General features: G+C 55.8%; 14 protein-coding genes. 6 read left to right on the top strand and 8 right to left on the bottom strand.

The features are described from left to right. The first annotated feature begins 16 nt into the window (after positions 1–16). On the top strand, positions 17–1,048 hold the full coding sequence (locus ACH2ED_RS20245; protein ID WP_395094541.1) for a hypothetical protein: 1,032 nt from the start codon (positions 17–19) through the stop codon (positions 1,046–1,048). Positions 1,049–1,065: 17 nt separating this feature from the next. Here the strand turns inward: ACH2ED_RS20245 and ACH2ED_RS20240 are convergent, their stop codons facing one another. Next, entirely contained in the window at positions 1,066–2,166 is a 1,101-nt protein-coding gene (locus ACH2ED_RS20240; protein WP_395094540.1) for a HEAT repeat domain-containing protein, read from the bottom strand. Beyond that, complete coding sequence (locus tag ACH2ED_RS20235) at positions 2,163–2,930, bottom strand: polysaccharide deacetylase family protein (protein ID WP_395094539.1); 768 nt, start codon at positions 2,928–2,930, stop codon at positions 2,163–2,165. The genes ACH2ED_RS20240 and ACH2ED_RS20235 overlap by 4 nt, the downstream gene beginning before the upstream one ends. A gap of 29 nt (positions 2,931–2,959) precedes the next feature. Between ACH2ED_RS20235 and ACH2ED_RS20230 the strand changes: the two genes are divergently transcribed. From ACH2ED_RS20230 to ACH2ED_RS20220, 3 genes are read left to right on the top strand one after another with little or no spacing between them, the layout of a single operon-like run. Further along, entirely contained in the window at positions 2,960–4,000 is a 1,041-nt protein-coding gene (locus tag ACH2ED_RS20230; protein WP_395094538.1) for a hypothetical protein, read from the top strand. Next, positions 3,997–4,836 (top strand): EamA family transporter RarD, encoded by an 840-nt coding sequence (rarD, locus tag ACH2ED_RS20225; protein ID WP_395094537.1) that lies wholly within the window; start codon positions 3,997–3,999, stop codon positions 4,834–4,836. The genes ACH2ED_RS20230 and rarD overlap by 4 nt, the downstream gene beginning before the upstream one ends. A gap of 5 nt (positions 4,837–4,841) precedes the next feature. Further along, entirely contained in the window at positions 4,842–5,708 is an 867-nt protein-coding gene (locus ACH2ED_RS20220; protein ID WP_395094536.1) for a hypothetical protein, read from the top strand. 40 nt (positions 5,709–5,748) lie between these two features. Here the strand turns inward: ACH2ED_RS20220 and ACH2ED_RS20215 are convergent, their stop codons facing one another. The 6 genes from ACH2ED_RS20215 to ACH2ED_RS20190 all read right to left on the bottom strand — a co-directional run bounded on the left by ACH2ED_RS20215 (position 5,749) and on the right by ACH2ED_RS20190 (position 12,169). After that, complete coding sequence (locus tag ACH2ED_RS20215) at positions 5,749–6,186, bottom strand: hypothetical protein (RefSeq protein ID WP_395094535.1); 438 nt, start codon at positions 6,184–6,186, stop codon at positions 5,749–5,751. A gap of 169 nt (positions 6,187–6,355) precedes the next feature. Continuing rightward, on the bottom strand, positions 6,356–7,225 hold the full coding sequence (locus ACH2ED_RS20210; RefSeq protein ID WP_395094534.1) for a hypothetical protein: 870 nt from the start codon (positions 7,223–7,225) through the stop codon (positions 6,356–6,358). Between the two features lie 51 nt (positions 7,226–7,276). Then, a complete protein-coding gene (locus ACH2ED_RS20205) occupies positions 7,277–8,635 on the bottom strand; it encodes a hypothetical protein (RefSeq protein WP_395094533.1) in 1,359 nt (452 codons plus the stop codon). Positions 8,636–8,666: 31 nt separating this feature from the next. Next, positions 8,667–8,813 carry a hypothetical protein gene (locus ACH2ED_RS20200; RefSeq protein WP_395094532.1) on the bottom strand — a complete coding sequence of 49 codons (147 nt, stop codon included), beginning with the start codon at positions 8,811–8,813 and terminating at the stop codon, positions 8,667–8,669. A 50-nt stretch (positions 8,814–8,863) separates the two neighbouring features. Next, on the bottom strand, positions 8,864–9,790 hold the full coding sequence (locus ACH2ED_RS20195; RefSeq protein ID WP_395094531.1) for a hypothetical protein: 927 nt from the start codon (positions 9,788–9,790) through the stop codon (positions 8,864–8,866). Positions 9,791–9,940: 150 nt separating this feature from the next. Beyond that, positions 9,941–12,169 carry a BTAD domain-containing putative transcriptional regulator gene (locus ACH2ED_RS20190; RefSeq protein ID WP_395094530.1) on the bottom strand — a complete coding sequence of 743 codons (2,229 nt, stop codon included), beginning with the start codon at positions 12,167–12,169 and terminating at the stop codon, positions 9,941–9,943. A gap of 140 nt (positions 12,170–12,309) precedes the next feature. On the opposite strand from ACH2ED_RS20190, the gene ACH2ED_RS20185 reads away from it, so the two are divergent. Both ACH2ED_RS20185 and gatB read left to right on the top strand, forming a co-directional pair. Next, positions 12,310–13,752, top strand: coding sequence for a rhomboid family intramembrane serine protease (locus tag ACH2ED_RS20185; RefSeq protein WP_395094529.1), 1,443 nt, complete (start codon positions 12,310–12,312; stop codon positions 13,750–13,752). Between the two features lie 73 nt (positions 13,753–13,825). Then, positions 13,826–15,268, top strand: a complete 1,443-nt coding sequence (gatB, locus tag ACH2ED_RS20180; RefSeq protein ID WP_395094528.1) for an Asp-tRNA(Asn)/Glu-tRNA(Gln) amidotransferase subunit GatB — start codon at positions 13,826–13,828, stop codon at positions 15,266–15,268. The last annotated feature ends 66 nt before the right edge of the window (positions 15,269–15,334 follow it).

Genomic DNA, 15,334 nt, shown 5'->3' with positions numbered 1-15,334 from the left:
CCGGTAAAATGCCCCCATGAAGACACTCAGCGGGCAGGGATTTGGGATAGGCCATGTGATGGGCCGCGCGGCCAAGCTCACACTGGAGAGCGGGCGGGCGACACTGGAGGAAAGCCTGCTGATCCAGCTTGATCGCTGGCGTCGGCGCGAAGATATCCCGATGGGACTAATCCTCGTCGCGGAAGACCCGGCCATGGCGCTCCTGCTCCCCCTCCCTGAGGGTGCGGCGCTTAATGGCGTGATCAGTGAGCACCTCCCCAACCGACCACCAAACCTGCCCGAGGGGGTTGTCCTGCTGGCTGGAGTCGAGGAGGCACTGCTGGCAATCGGCGAGGGAGAGCTGCTCCTGCTAGAGCCCGAGCGGGGCCGGGTGACCGTGGAGCCCAGCGCAATGGAGGTGGCACGTCTCCAGGCAAAACACCAGCCCCGCGTCCTTTTAGATGAACAAAACTTCCCCGCCTTCACCACGGAAGGACTCAAGATCACGGTATGGGGAGAGGCAACCAACCTCGAAGAAGCACAGGCGGCGATGGCGGCGGGCGCGGATGGCCTGCTCTTGACGGGCAGCCCCTGGGACGAAGAAGCACTCTGGGCGGCGCAAGAGCTTGTGGGGGGAGGTGATCTGGCGCTCGCCCTGGCCTTTGAGGATATAGATCCCGAGTGGGTTGTCCGACTGGCAGCACGCTCCACACTGCGCTGGTGCCTCGATCCCGCCACACTCCCTCTGCCCATCGAGACACTCCGCACGGAGCTGACCACACTCATCACGGAGCTGGAGGAAGAGAATCAGCGTGCAGCGCTACCGCGTCTTGCTTCGCTGGGTGCAAGCCTCCCAGGATTTGACACGCTGGTTGCCCTCGCGGGTGACTTTCCCGCCCCAGACCCGGAGATTCTTCCCTGGGAGCAGCCCACGCTCTACATTCGTGTGGAGTCGGTATTTGGGCAGCTTCTCGGGCTGGAGGAGGCCCTGGAGCGCGGTGCGACCGGCGTGATCGTGGCTCCGGATGCCGTGGAAAAAGTTAAAATAAAGATCCGTGAGTGGGGTTAAGCTGCCTTGGGGTGGGGCTAAGCTGCCTTGAGCTGCTCGCGCCAGAGCCGATCGAGCGCCTCTTGCGCTGCGGTGGCTGCCCAGCCTGTCGCGGTGCGTAGCTGTGCTCTGAGAGCAGTCTCAGCCAGAGTCCCCATACCACTCAGTGCTTCAACGGCGGCATGGCGCACCCGTGGCTCGGGCTCGCCCAGAAGCGGCACGAGGGCACGCACTGTCTCCTTGCCCCCGAGCTGCTTGGCCGCCTCAATGGCAACCAGCCGCACTTCCAGGTTACTGTCTTGCAATGCGGGGAGTACCAGAGCGCGCCCCGCAGGATCCCCCAGCTTCCCCAGTGCCAGAATCGCGGCACGGCGAATATCCACGGAGCTCGCACAGAGCAGAGGCGTGAGCGCGAAGACGGCCCGACTGTCCCCCACTTCGCCCAGCGCCCAAGCCGCCGCAGCGCGTACTAGCTCCAGCTCATCTTGAAGACAGCCCGTCAGTGCCTCGACTGCCGACCGATCTGCAATCTGTCCCAGCGCGGTCACCACGGCCCAGCGTACTTGCCCTTCCCCATCTTGTAACCCTGCAATCAGCCCCACAACGGCTTGAAGCGCCCGTAGCTCGCCCAGTGCTACCGCAGCACGCCAGCGTGTCTCGGTATCGGTATCTTGCAGACACTCCATCAGCACAGGAGCAGCTCCCAGTACCCGCAGCATCCCCAGTGCTTCAACAGCGGCACGCCGACGGGTTACCTGCTTGCTTTGCGCCGCCACGATCAGTGTGGGATAGGCCGCTTTCTCCGCCACTCGGAGCCCCGAAAGCGCTGCTTGGCGCACCAGGTCACTCTTATGAGTCAGCGCGCCCAGCAGCTCCTCTGTTGAAAAAGCTCCCATGTGCCCCAGCGCCTCAGCAGCCGCACGGCGCATACGAAAATCCGTGGCCCCTAGGCTCTGGATAAGGCGCCGGACAAGCACAGGTTCCTGGATCTCCCCCAGAAGCTCAGCCGACTGAACGCGTGTCTGCCAATCCGCCGAGCCCAGCTGGGTGAGAAGAGCCTCAACCCCCGGCTCAAGTGAGGCAACGACAGCCTTTTTTTTCTTGGGCTGTGGTAGCTCTTTCAGGATTGCTTCGTTCATTCCCCTTGATTATAGGTATTTTGTTTACGTAGCTGGAGAGGATCTTGCTGGGGTAATTTCATTCGCCCTACTGCCCGTAGCGCCTCGGCCCAGCGGCGGTGGGTGGAGTAGCGGTTGATTCCCAGGCAGTGCGGGGATTTCTCGGCAAGCCCGAAGTCCTCCGTGAGCCCCAGCGTGTAGCCTGCTGTCTGCGCCGCTTGCGCCACTCGGGAGTCCCACTTGCCCGACGGATAGGTGACGTAGCGCAGGGGAGAGCCAAGGTGCTTGGCCATCGAGGCCCGGGAGAGCGTAAACTCCTTCGCGAGCTTGGCATCCGAAAAGGCGCGTAAGTCGGGCGGGTGGGAGTGCGTCTGCGAGGCAATGGTCGCGCCGCCCTGTGCCATGGCTTTTAGCTCCGCCCAATCGGCATGCGCTTTTCCCGTTCGGACTCCCACAAATGCCGTGTGCGCCGAGACCACAAACGGCCAGCCGCGCTTCTGTAGTTCAGGAAAAGCAAAGTCAAAAATCCCCTGCGTGTTGTCGTCGAAGCAGAGCACGACACTTCGCTCGGGCAGTGGTTTCTGGCCCGTAGTTAGCCAGCGCTCGACCCGAGGCAAGTCCACAGGCCGTGCTTTCGCCTTCTCCAGCGCCGTGAGCTGCGCCACAAACTCGGCAACCGTCGTGTCGAACCAGACCAGCTTGTCACTTTGGACAATATCGTGCCAGACCAGAAAGAGCGTGTGGGGCGCACGGCGGGCTTGGGGATGGATGGGAGACAGACTCATAAGACAATTTTACCGGGTAAACTCCCTCCATGACCTCCCTCTTCTCCCCATTGCCGCTCGGCGATGGCTTCCCAGCACTTCCTAATCGCATCGTGATGGGGCCGATGACTCTCAATCAAGCGACGGACGACGGCCATATCACCGACTGGATTGTCGAGTGGTATCGGCGGCGTGCAACAGGTGGCACAGGCACGCTAATCGGGGCGGCGGTCTTTGTCTCGCAGGGTGGACGCGGCTGGGCTAACGCGGTCGGGATCGCGGACGACTCCTACACGGAGGGCTGGGCACGCTGCGTGGAAGTAGCCCACGCACACGGGGCACTCTTTGGGACGCAGCTCTTCCACGGGGGCGCGGCCAGCAAAGTTGCTCTGCTCGGACAGCAGCCAGTCTCGGCATCGGACTGGACACGCGAGGGCTTCGACCCCGCACGGGCACTGTTAGACGGTGAGATCGAGCAGATTATCGAGGACTTTGCCGCAGGCGCTCGCCGCTCCGTAGAAGCGGGCTGCGACTTTGTGGAGCTGCACGGAGCGCACGGCTACTTGCTCCACCAGTTCTGGCGGCAGGACGTGAACAAGAGAGAAGATCAGTGGGGCGACCCGCTGGCCTTTCCTGTCGCGGTGACGCAAGCCGTTCGCACGGCGATTGGCCCCAAGATTCCGCTGCTCTACCGGTTCTCCGTCCACGCCGACGATCCCACAGCGCCCAACTTCCCCGTCACGATCGAGAGCCTGCGCGACTTCCTCCAGACACTCGAAGCCGCTGGAGTAGATGCCTGGGATATCTCCTGCTGGCGTGAGTCCCGGCGCGGCTACTTCGGCACCGAGACACTTCTCTCGGGCTGGGTGCGGCAGTTCTCAGAGAAGCCCCGCATTGTCGCGGGCAATATCATGACGCCGCAAGAGGCAACGGACTACCTCAACGAAGGCCACGCCGAAGCCGTCGCGCTGGCGCGAGCGCTGATTGTGGATGCCCAGTGGACCAACAAGGCAAAGAAGGGCGAGCTCCCCCGCCCCGTTTTAGACGACTCCTGGCGGGTGATCAATCAGGGCACGGACCCCGGCGCATGACCGGTATTCAGTCCGGGATTCTGGCGTTTGTTCTCTGGGGGATGGTGCCGCTATTCTGGAAACAGCTCAGCACGCATAACTCCTGGGAGCTCGTGGCACACCGGGCCGCGTGGTCGTTTCCCCTGCTTCTCGGTGTCGTGCTCTCGCAGCGCCGTGGACGAGAGTTTCTAGCCGCGCTCCGCAAGCCCAAGCTCTGGGGCACGACGCTTCTGCTCAGTGCCAACTGGCTACTCTACATCTGGCTCACCACCAACGGGCGCTTTGTGGAGGCGAGCCTGGGGTACTTTATCGTCCCGCTCCTCAACACGCTTCTTGGAGTCGCCTTCTTAGGGGAGAAGCTTCGGCCTCTGCAAAAAGTCTCGATTGTGCTGGCGGGTATCGCGCTCCTCTTCCCGCTCCTGGGCGACCTGCGTGTCTTCCCGTGGGCAGCACTGCTCATCGCGTTTCTCTGGAGCTTCTACGGCTTTGTGCGTAAGAGTATCGGAGTGGAGGGCACCGTCGCGCTGGCGGCGGAGACGGCGGTGGCGTTCCCGTTTGCACTAGGTTTTCTGCTCTGGCGGCACGCAGCACTGGGCAGCCCCCGCGAGGCGCTCTTGCTTATCGGAACCGGCCCAGTGACCGTCGCGCCGCTCCTGCTCTTTGGCCACGCTGTCACACGGGTTCCCCTCAGTACGCTAGGCTTGCTTCAGTATCTGGGGCCCACCATCACGTTTATCATGGGCCAGCTTATCGCCCCGGAGCCCATCCCCTGGCACCGCGCCGCACTTTTAGGAACCGTCTGGCTTGCGATTATCGTCTATATCTTCGACAGTATCAAGCACCGCTCGGTAAAATAAACCTCATGAACGCCTTTTTTCTTCTCACTCTGCTCTGTGTCGCTCCCCAACCCCTTCGCGAAGCCGGAGGGGTCGCCGTCTCAGCGGCGGGGGAGGTACAACAGCGCACGAGCACCAAGCGCCCCGCCGCGCAGACCCGAACCGTCGTGGGAGTTATCACCGCGCTGAGTGCCGAGAAGAACACCCTGACTCTCCAGCCCGATAATCGCACCTCAAGCATTGCCGTCACTATCCCCGCCGATGCCGCTTTCACCAGGAAAAACGAGATCGCGAAGCTGACCGACTTTATGATCAAAGACCACGTCTCCGCACGCCTCTCAATCCGCCCGGATAAGCCTACCGAAGGCGTCCTCAAAACCCTCAAAGATGCCGCCACTGCCGCCGAAACTAGAAAAACGGCGACAGCGATCTACACCGGCACCGTCGTCACTTCGTCGCTGACCAACCTAGACGCGAAGAGCGCAGATGGCAAGACCACACGCTTCCGTGTCTCCGAGAAGACAATTTTCATCAAAAACGGCAAGCCCGCCAAGCCGTCGGACTTTCTCGCCGAAGCGCCCGTCGCCGTGATCGCCCGCTCGTCGCCGTCGGGGAGCCTGCTCGCCAGCCACATCGCCGACACCGCCGCCGCCGCCGAGCAGACCAAAAACGACAGCCAGAGCACCTGGACCGGCCAAGTCACCGAGAAAAAAGACGGCAAGCTCACCCTCAAGCGCGACGATGGCGCAGTACGCATCGTCCAAATCGCCGACGGCTCCTCGGCGCTCTTTGACAAGCTCACGCCGGGCCGCACAGTCCACCTGCACCTCCTCAAAGGCGAAGCCGACAAAGACGGCCACCGCACCACCGACAAGTTCACCAACGCCCGGTAAGTGCAACTTCCACTGAAGACAGGCCTATTTAACTACTCACCTAATCACTATAGGTAACATTCTTCAATGTCACATTAAGCCTAGTAGGATATTGGCCATCTACACGAATAGTCGAAGAAGCTATAACTCCTATATCAACGTTCTGCTTATCAATAACAAGATCAAGATGACCTTCATATTTCCAATAGTCATAGAATAATATAAAAGACGTATCACCTATAATTTCATAATCAAAACTTAACTTCTTAACAGATTCATTTTTGAATGAAGCTGAAATAGAAGCAGTATTATAATCTTCTGTAAAATTCTGAGTTATAAGAAACGTACCAATTTTCCCACCTGTATCATTTTCAACAACTACAGATTTGTTTCTTATCAACGATTGTCGACTATTTCTACCGCTACCACAAGCAGAAAGTGATATAAGTAAGAATATTAAAATGGTTGCAAATTTTTTATCCCAAACTTTAATTATCAATTTCAAATCTTTCAGACATATCAGATACTAAAATAACGGTACGGATGGGCTATGTTTTTTAGGCTGTGGTTGGATAAAGGGACGCTCCGTTGAAACCTTTCCAACGCCAACAACAGCCTTATTGCTAATCCTAATTTGGTGCCCTTGCTCTAATTATAAATTTTTTCAACTATTTTCCACTTTTTGTATTGGCACTTAACCATGCACAACTAACATAAGACAATGTAGAGCAGGTACCGGTTCCTACCGTTGGTGCATTACTACAAAGTTCAGCAGCACTTCGCAAGTCTTCCATCATCGACAGCGCATAGCTCGTAGCATTTGAAGAACCAATCCGAGCGGATGCTTCGGCCCCCCACGCTTTTGCCATAGCACCAGCAATATTTCCATCCCTAATACAAGGATTAGCTAATCCAGTGGTATTAGGAGCAACGAGGGTAGTATCACTAGCATTTTTGGGATATTTGTAATAAATACCTGATGCATCTAATTTCGACAATAAGTATGCAACTTGTGCAGAATAGATTCCTTTATATGATCCACCACCTGTCCCACCACTTACACTTGAAGCACCGATATCAACAGCATTGATATCACCTATAATGTCAATAATCTTGCCGTTTGATTTTTTTTTCTTCCCTTTAACAGTACCTTTAATGTTTGCAGTTTTACCATTATTTTCATATGAAGTAACATTTACAGTTACCTCACTCAATTTTTCTTGAACAGAACGCGATCTACTATCATCATATGTAACATAATTACTATTTGCATACATCTCTTCATTTGGCTCGAAAATCCCTACCCCACTAATTGGACTAACACCAATTGCGACCCTGCCTCCATCTTTCAACTTACCAGATATAAACGTTGAGTTCGCCGTGGATGAGATATAACCTTCTGAACGATTAGCATCCGTGCCATCCATCGTCCATACAATGGATCCGAGATTAAGTTTACCAGCAGAGCCACAACCACAAAATACAAGTACCATCCCTGTAACAAAGACTAAGCTTAACAACCCTTTATTGAATTTCATTTCCTTACCTCCATTTAGCTTTCGTAAATTTTCATGACGACTATTTATCCACTATGCGGGTTTTATCGCGATTTTTGCTTCGCCCGTAATTTTATTTGTGGCTACTTCCACCGTTGCTACTATTTCAGGTTTAAGATTATAATCTTTTCCACGTGCTTCTTGGAACGTTTTACTAAAACTTTTCGTTTCAGCACCAGCAGTAATAACTATTTTTGCGGTTTCAGGACCTATGCCTTCAAAATAATTGACACCAATTTTATAAATACCATCGGCTAGTCCAGTTTTAGGACGATAATGTTCCGTGCCACCAGGTTCTGTAGCATCAAAATCCAGTTCACCTGAAGTTCCTTTAAGATTATCATAAAAAACCTGAGTTCCATTTGGTTCAATAACATGTAAATCCATGTCAGGTTGTGCACCCCATCGCAATTCAACAAGAAATGTAACTTTAGGAACAAGGCGCAAACGCTTTGTATTTCTTACATCTGTTAAAAAGTAAGACTTTATCTCAGAGAATTTGATGCGTCTCGGACCACGGCCAGTTCCGTACATTTTTTCACACTCAGTCTCTATTACTTTGCCATTATTATCACATCCCGTATTACCATTGCTCTGAATAATGGAAATCATCGATGGGTTATCAAAAGCAAAGAAACCGACATGCCCAGTAGTACCAATAATATCGCCATTTTGATAACGATCACTATCTTCTAAAATGACCATACGAAGATTCCATTCGGGTGGCAATATTTTATTCCAGGTTTCTGGGATAACCAGTGTCTTAGCTTGAACTTTAGAAGGCAAAGGCACACCAGCATGATTAGCACATACATAAATTAAACCGGAGCAGTCCAAACCATATAACATTTCAGTGCAGCATCCTGCGTTTTCAGTTGCTTTAGCACGCTTCGTAATATCTCGTCCACCCCATACATACGCTAAGCCATTTTGTTTCTGCCCAATATCATCTTTAAGAAACTTATGATTGGAACGATCAATGAGGAAATTACCTTTTTCGGTCATACCTTTAATAAAATCTCGTTTATATTGTTCAGGGGTTTTTGCTGCTGTTTCCGCTCGACCTACCACTCGCGTGGTCTTGCGGCTATCTTTGCGCACACTGGGTGGTTGTGCGGTACGCCCCGCCAATTCGGCGAGAGTGGTTCCATCTGCTAGTACAACCGCAGCCAGATTAACTGGAGGAAGTGTCTCCGCCGAATCAAAGAGCAACGCATCAGCTCCCACCAATCCTTCTTGTCCATCAGTAAGAGGTTGCTCCTCAGTATCTCCCCCACCGCCACCGCCGCATGCTGTCAAGGTACCCAGGCCAGCGATTGCAAGGGCTCCTCCTGATAGGCGCAGAAACTCGCGACGCTGAAAATTTTTAGTATTAGTGTCTTGTTTCATCATTTCAAATCCCGTTTTTGTAAACTGCCAACCATTAAGCTTCGATCATGGCCTGAGATAGAGCCCGTAGCACTCTGTGCAGGAGCACTTCGATCAGAGCTGCCGGTGTGCTCTCCGTCTCCGGGGCGCGTAAGAGGATTGCCAGCAGGGCATTGACTTCAAGGTGAGAGAGTTGGAGCACAAGCTCTCTGCTGGAATCCCCGTTCACTGAATCTTCCTCGCTCGAGAAAATCAGTGCCCCTGATCGTGAGGAACGGTCACCTGAACGGTGCGTGTTCCCACATTGCCTTCCCCATCCGTTGCGGTGATAGTGATGGTATAGACCCGTCCATTCGGATCGTTGCCACGGCGTGAGGCGAGCAGCTCCACGGGTAGAGAGAAAGACCCGCCGCTTGGCAGGGAACCTCCACCGCTCATTTCCCCGTAGCTATCGCTGAGCGCCCAGGTCACGGAGGCCACCCCTGAACCTGTGTCATCGGTCGAACCTGTGATCGTGACGGTGTGATTTTTTCCGTTGGGTGGCCAGAGGGTTGTCTTATCTGCAGCCGCCTCAATGATAGGTGGAGCCGTGTCTACCTCCTCAATACGAACCCGATCCAACAACAGGTCGGTGGCGTTGGTACTTGAGCCGTTATCGCTTAAGCGAATACGTGTCACGGCGGAGCTCGCCTGGAATCGAACAGTAACATCATTCCAGAGGGTCAGTGCCAAAGGATCATAACGAGGATCGCTTGCCGTAGAATCAACAAAAACCTGACTTATGAGATTTTGATTATTGGCTACATCATCCACGGAAACATTCATGATCTGAGTGCTAATCCCATAGCCAAAGTTTCCAAAATAGAACTTTAGATCATAGGTCTTACCAATCTCCGTCGTTAAATCTTGACTAATTGACGATCCCGAAGGACGTTGTCCGTTGTTATAGGTCAATATTCTTGTTTCATCCGGAGGTGTGGTTCCATAATAGGATGTCATGTTCTCGACTCCTACATAACGAAATCCTCCCAGTGTCCAGTTCGTCACAGCAGAAGGAAAAGGATTACGTGGATCCGCTTCAAAACTTCCATTGAGAACTTGAGCACTCATTACGGCGTATGCACCGAGAGCAGATATTGCCAAAGCCACAGCAGTCATTACCATCACTTTTTGATTCATGGAAAAACCTCTTTGTTGAAAAGCATTTGCCCTCTCCTCATTAGAGTAGATGGGCGAAATCGGCTGTAGTAAGCATATCAGAGCGAGGTAGTATCAAGTCGTAAAGACTGCGTAAATTTAGCGTAAATTTTGATTTCCCAATCGTAAATTTTAGGGATTGGCACGAAAAATCAGAGAAATCACTTGCAGAGCCGCCTGTTTACCCAGCTCATGGCGCTGACCGACGAGAACGGGGGGACACGGATCAACCTGACCGAGAGCATTGTTGACATCCGCGGCCAGATCCGCTACAGGGTGTCCGTCCTCGGAGGAGAAGCGCTGGGTTTCTTGCAGAACGCCTGCCGGACTAATACGAAAAAATGCCGTATCACCGTTAACCTCAAGGTTGAAAATCACTTGTTGTGTCACATTCGCAGCAACGCACACAGCGCCGTTTGCATCGGCGAGAACCCGTGGCCCGGCGATGCTTCGATCCGGCTTCCGTGCGACCAGAGGGAGCTTCCAGCGCAGGCGCCCTACCTCATCGAACATCACGACCCGTGACTCAACACCGCCATCCGCGTGGGTAAACTGCCCCGCCACTGCCAGACGCTGGCCATTACTGGAGAGATGGGCACTCTCCAGCCGCAGATCAGGCTGCACTTCAGAGTCCCATGAGGTTCCCTGCAACTCACCGGAGGTTGAGTAACGTGCCACAGCCAGCACAGAGCCTGCGGGGGATACCAACTGTAGTGTCCCGACTAAAAAAACTTGATCGAAGCGACTTATCTGGATCGCGCCCGCTTTATCGGCACCATGACCTGGCCCATCTACCGTCTTTTGCCAGAGACGTTGCCCCCCTGAGTTGTAGGCAACGATAAGCCAGTCCGTGTTGGGGTTGTTCGGTGCGGACACAGTCCCGGCGAGAAAAACCTCACCGCGCGGGTTGGTACAGAGCCCCCCGAACACGGCTTCTTTGCCTGTAACGGTGGTCCTACAGCTCCAAAGCAGATTACCATTGGCAGCATAGTGGAGCAAGAGCAACTGCCGCTTGCCTGCTACCAATGCTGTCCCCCCGAGATAGGCTCCTCCCTGTCCGTCGCTGACCACCCGGACAAGTTGGTCGTTATGGATACGTTCCGGGGAAAAGCGCGACCAGAGCCGGTTACCCTCGCCACCGTACTTGAGCAGAGTGAGCCGCCAGCCTTCAGGCTGGCCGGGTGCTTCTGGGAAGTAGGACTCTCCCGCGACGTAAAAACATTTCGGCTCGCCTGCCGCCACGGAAAGCGCCCGGTCGCAGTCGTGGCTCGGCCCTGAGAAACGATCTCGCTTGAGAAGTGTGCCATCGGGCGCGAAGAAGACAGCCAGGATATCCGCATCCTCTTTCTCGGTGTCCACGACCCCCGCCACACAGACCCTACCATCCCGGAGTGCCGCCACCGCAAAACCCTCGGAGCTCGCCTCCGTTTGTGATTTTTTCTCACCCGGCTCAGGGTGATCCAGGTAGTACCAGGCGATGTTGGCCCTTTCGGAAAGCTTGGGGGAAGGAGGGGACTTTTTCCAAAGGGCCAGGTTTAGGATAGCCGCTGCTAATAAAAACAAGGGAACCACCAGCCAGAGAAAGCCAGTGCGGTGAAGAGCGATGGGACTTACAGGAAGCGCTGGAAACTGGCTTAGAGGCTGTAAGAACTCTGTTAGGACGGCGGGAGGAGCACTACCCAGAACTTCCTGCCAGACCCGTTCCGCTTCTTGGTACTGCCGCCGTGCGGCTCCAGACTGTCCCTGAGCCTGGTAGAGGCGCATAAGCTCGGTGTTGGCCGCAAGATTAAGAGGATCGCGCACCAGAAGCCGCTGGAGTGCGGTCACCGCGTCGGTGTTTTTCCGGTGCTCACGTGCCCAGAAAACCTGCCGCCAGAGTGCTCTCTCGAAGATCTCCTCCACCTCACTTCGGTGCCCATTCACCAGCTTATCGTGGCCGGTAAGTAGTGGCCCCCGATAGAGGTCAAGGATCCTGACAACTGCTTGCTCTTCGTGGGGCGAGCCAAGCTGGCAAGCGGCGACCTGAAAACCAGCCCAGTCACTTAGAATGCGCTCAGGCACCACAGCGACCGTCGTACGGGTGATTTGAAGCGCCCCCCCCTCTTCTTCCGTCCCAAAGAGACGCCGCAGCACCGCCAGCTCCTGACGCAGGCGGGTACGTTTACTTGTCAGCTCCTGGATGGGCCAGAGGAGTTCTGCAAGAGCCTCCCGCGTGTGAGCTTTCCCCGGCTCAAGACAAAGATAGGCAAAGAGCGCCTCCGCGTGACGCCCCGAGAAAAGAACGCGTTGCCCGGAAGCATCGTGTACCTCTACTTCGCCAAGTAAAAAAACATTCCATATTGGCCCCGCCTTGGTTGTCATAAGCCCTCTCTGGGAAGTTTACCCGTACAATCCTCATTTCACAATCTTTAGGATCAGGCAAGAAAATGATCGTTTTATCCACCGCCTTATGCAACCATTCTTTGTTATAATAGGTCTGTTCACTCAAGGAGGCTGAGTCTATGATTCCATACCGCGCTAAAAACCCGCCAGAGAGTTTCCCCTATGCCACGATTGTCTTAATCGCCGTCAACACACTGATCTATATTTTTACCAGCGAGTATTTGCTCAGTGCCAAAGAGGGTGTTGTTAAGGATTGGGCGATCTCCCACGATACTTTCTCCCCGATTCGCATGGTCAGCTCGATGTTCTTGCATGGGAGCCTCATGCACTTGCTGGGCAATATGCTCTTTCTCTGGCTCTTTGGCGCGGCTGTCGAGGGCCGCCTTGGCGTTCTTAAGTACTTGCTGGTCTATTTTCTTTGCGGGCTGGCAGGCGCTGGGCTTCATGAGGTGATGGTTGGGCTTTTCCACCCGAAACAGTTCAGTCTGGGCGCATCCGGGGCAATCATGGGGCTTGCCGGTGCCTATCTCTATCTGTTCCCGTTCGCCCGCATCTGCATCTTCTGGGGCTGGAACTGGTGGCGCTACTCCGCCGGATTGGGCCCCGTCTCGGAGTGGCAGGCGCAGTGGGTGATCCTCTACTACCTGGGCTTCGACATTCTGGAAGGCTTCCTGACAACGACGGCTGGTTTTTCCAATGGGGTTGCCAACTTCGCGCATATCGGCGGAGCAGGCGCGGGGTTACTACTGGTAATGGCGCTCCGGGCGCGGCGTGACACCGAGGAAGCCTCTGACGCGCAGGCGATGCGCTCCGAGTTCGGCGGTGACTACCGCTCGCTCTCGCTACCGGATCTCGAAGCGCTGGTGCAGCGCGAGCCCGACAATTTGGACCTGGTGACGACATTCTGCCAGAAGGCGCTCTTTGGAACTCTGGGAGGAACCGCTCCGCTCGCTCGCTCTCTTTTTCTGGAGAAAGCCGATAAGCTCGTCCAGAGCGGCGACGCCGACACGGTAACCAAGCTGGCGCTCCTGCTCAGCAGCGGCCCGGGCGAGGTTCCCAGTGGGATTCTCCTGCGCCTAGCTGCTCGCCAGGAGCACGAGGGCGATTTTGGCCAGGCCGACCAGCTCATGCGTCGCGTGCTCTCGTTTGACGACCGCAGCCCCGATACCGAGATGGTCTGGGCGCGACTGGCGCGGCTCAATGAGCAGAGCATGGGCGACAAACCCGAGGCGATCAAGCTCTACACCGAGCAGCTCTTGCGCTTCCCGAACGGCGCACAGTCTACCTACGCACGCACCGCCCTCACTCGTCTTGGTGGCCCCCCGCCCCCCGCAGGCGCTGCGCCGCCACCCACCGCCTCGGCTAATAAAGCCACTCCCACACCCACGCGACCAACCGATGCCACGGTCGCGCCGCCAGGCCAGATGCCCACGCTCCAAGCCCCGCGCCGCAAGCCCGAGAGCCAGAGCAAGCCCGAGAGCGACGCCCCTGCCTCGTCCAGTGGCCACGCCAACGAGGGCAAGAGCGCCGAAGCCAGCGGCCTGCGCCCGATGGGAGGATAGGGCCCATTTAGGGGTCTCGTCGCAACAGCGGGCTGCTTTAGCCGCCCGCTGATTGGCACGATACAATAGCCCCATGCCTGAGTATGTGGTCTCAGTCGGGATGGAGTGCCATGCCGAACTTCTGACAAAGTCCAAGATGTTCTGTGGGTGTGAAAACGCCTTTGGGGGTGAGCCCAACACCCGCTGCTGCCCGATCTGTCTCGGCCTCCCAGGGACGTTGCCGGTGTTCAATAAAAAAGCCGTGGAGCAGGTCGTGTGCACGGCACTGGCGCTGAACTGCGAGATCACGCTGCGGACGATCTTCCATCGCAAGAACTACTTCTACCCCGATCTGCCCAAGGGCTACCAAGTCAGCCAGTACGGCAATACGCCCATCGGGATCAATGGCTGGCTGGAGATCGAGGAAGCCGACGGTAGCCTCAAGAAGATTCGGATCACCCGCGTGCACCTGGAAGAAGACACCGGCAAGTCGCAGCACGTAGACGATCTGGGTTACTCCGTGATGGACTACAATCGCGCCGGAGTGCCGCTCATGGAAATCGTCACCGACTTCCCACCCGATGTGGAGAGCGGCGAGGAGGCGCGGCTCTATGCCGAGACACTGCGCTCGATTCTGCTCTATCTGGGCGTTAGCGACGGCAAGATGGAGCAGGGAAGCTTACGTGTGGAGCCTAATCCATCGGTTCGGGAGAAGGGCAGCGAGGTCTACGGAACCAAGACCGAACTTAAAAACCTCAACTCGTTTCGATTTGTCCAGCAAGGTGTCGAGTACGAAGCCAAGCGCCAGATCGCCGCGATTGAGAAAGGCGAGTCCGTGCTCCAGGCGACATTCGGCTGGGACTCCGAAAAGAACGAGACCGTCCTGCAGCGCATTAAAGAGAGCGAGCAGGAGTACCGCTACTTCCCGGAGCCCGATCTGATTCCCATCGAGTTTCTGCCTGAGTACATCGAGAGCTTGCGTGCTAACCTCCCTGAGCTGCCCATCGCCCGCAAGCGCCGCTTTATCGCGCAGTACAGCCTTCCCAGCACCGATGCCGCCCAGCTAGTGAGCGAGCGTGCCACAGCGGATTTCTTCGAGGCTGCCGCTCAGCGCGCCGATCCCAAGCTCGTTGCCAACTGGATGCTTGGAGATCTAACTCGCCTTGCCAACGCGGCTAGCCAGCCGGTGTACGCCACCCCTATCACGGTGGAGCACTTGGCCGGGCTGGTGAACGCCATTGGGAAAGGCACGATCACCGGTAAGATCGGCAAAGAGCTGATAGATTCCATGCACGCGCAGAGTAAGAGTGTCGAGCAGCTCATTCAGGAGCGTGGCATCAAAGTAGTGGATGCGGGCGCCGTCCAGGAAATCGTCCAGCGCGTGCTGGCTGCCAATCCCGATATCGTCGCAAAAATCAAGGCAGGTAACGACAAGAGCAAGGGTTTTCTCGTCGGCCAGGTCATGAAGGAAGCCAAGGGGCAGGCACGACCAGACGATGTCAACCGGTTTTTGGACGAGGGCCTTGAAAGGCTCTGAAACCAGAGATAAAATAGTCTCCAAAAGGGGAACCATTTCCCCTGTTTTTGCTGTTTAATATAGAGA

This window comes from Armatimonas sp., assembly GCF_043757465.1.
In the GTDB taxonomy this organism is placed as follows: domain Bacteria; phylum Armatimonadota; class Armatimonadia; order Armatimonadales; family Armatimonadaceae; genus Armatimonas.
The sequence above is the reverse complement of the archived record's forward strand: the minus strand, read 5'-3'. Positions and strand labels throughout refer to the sequence as shown.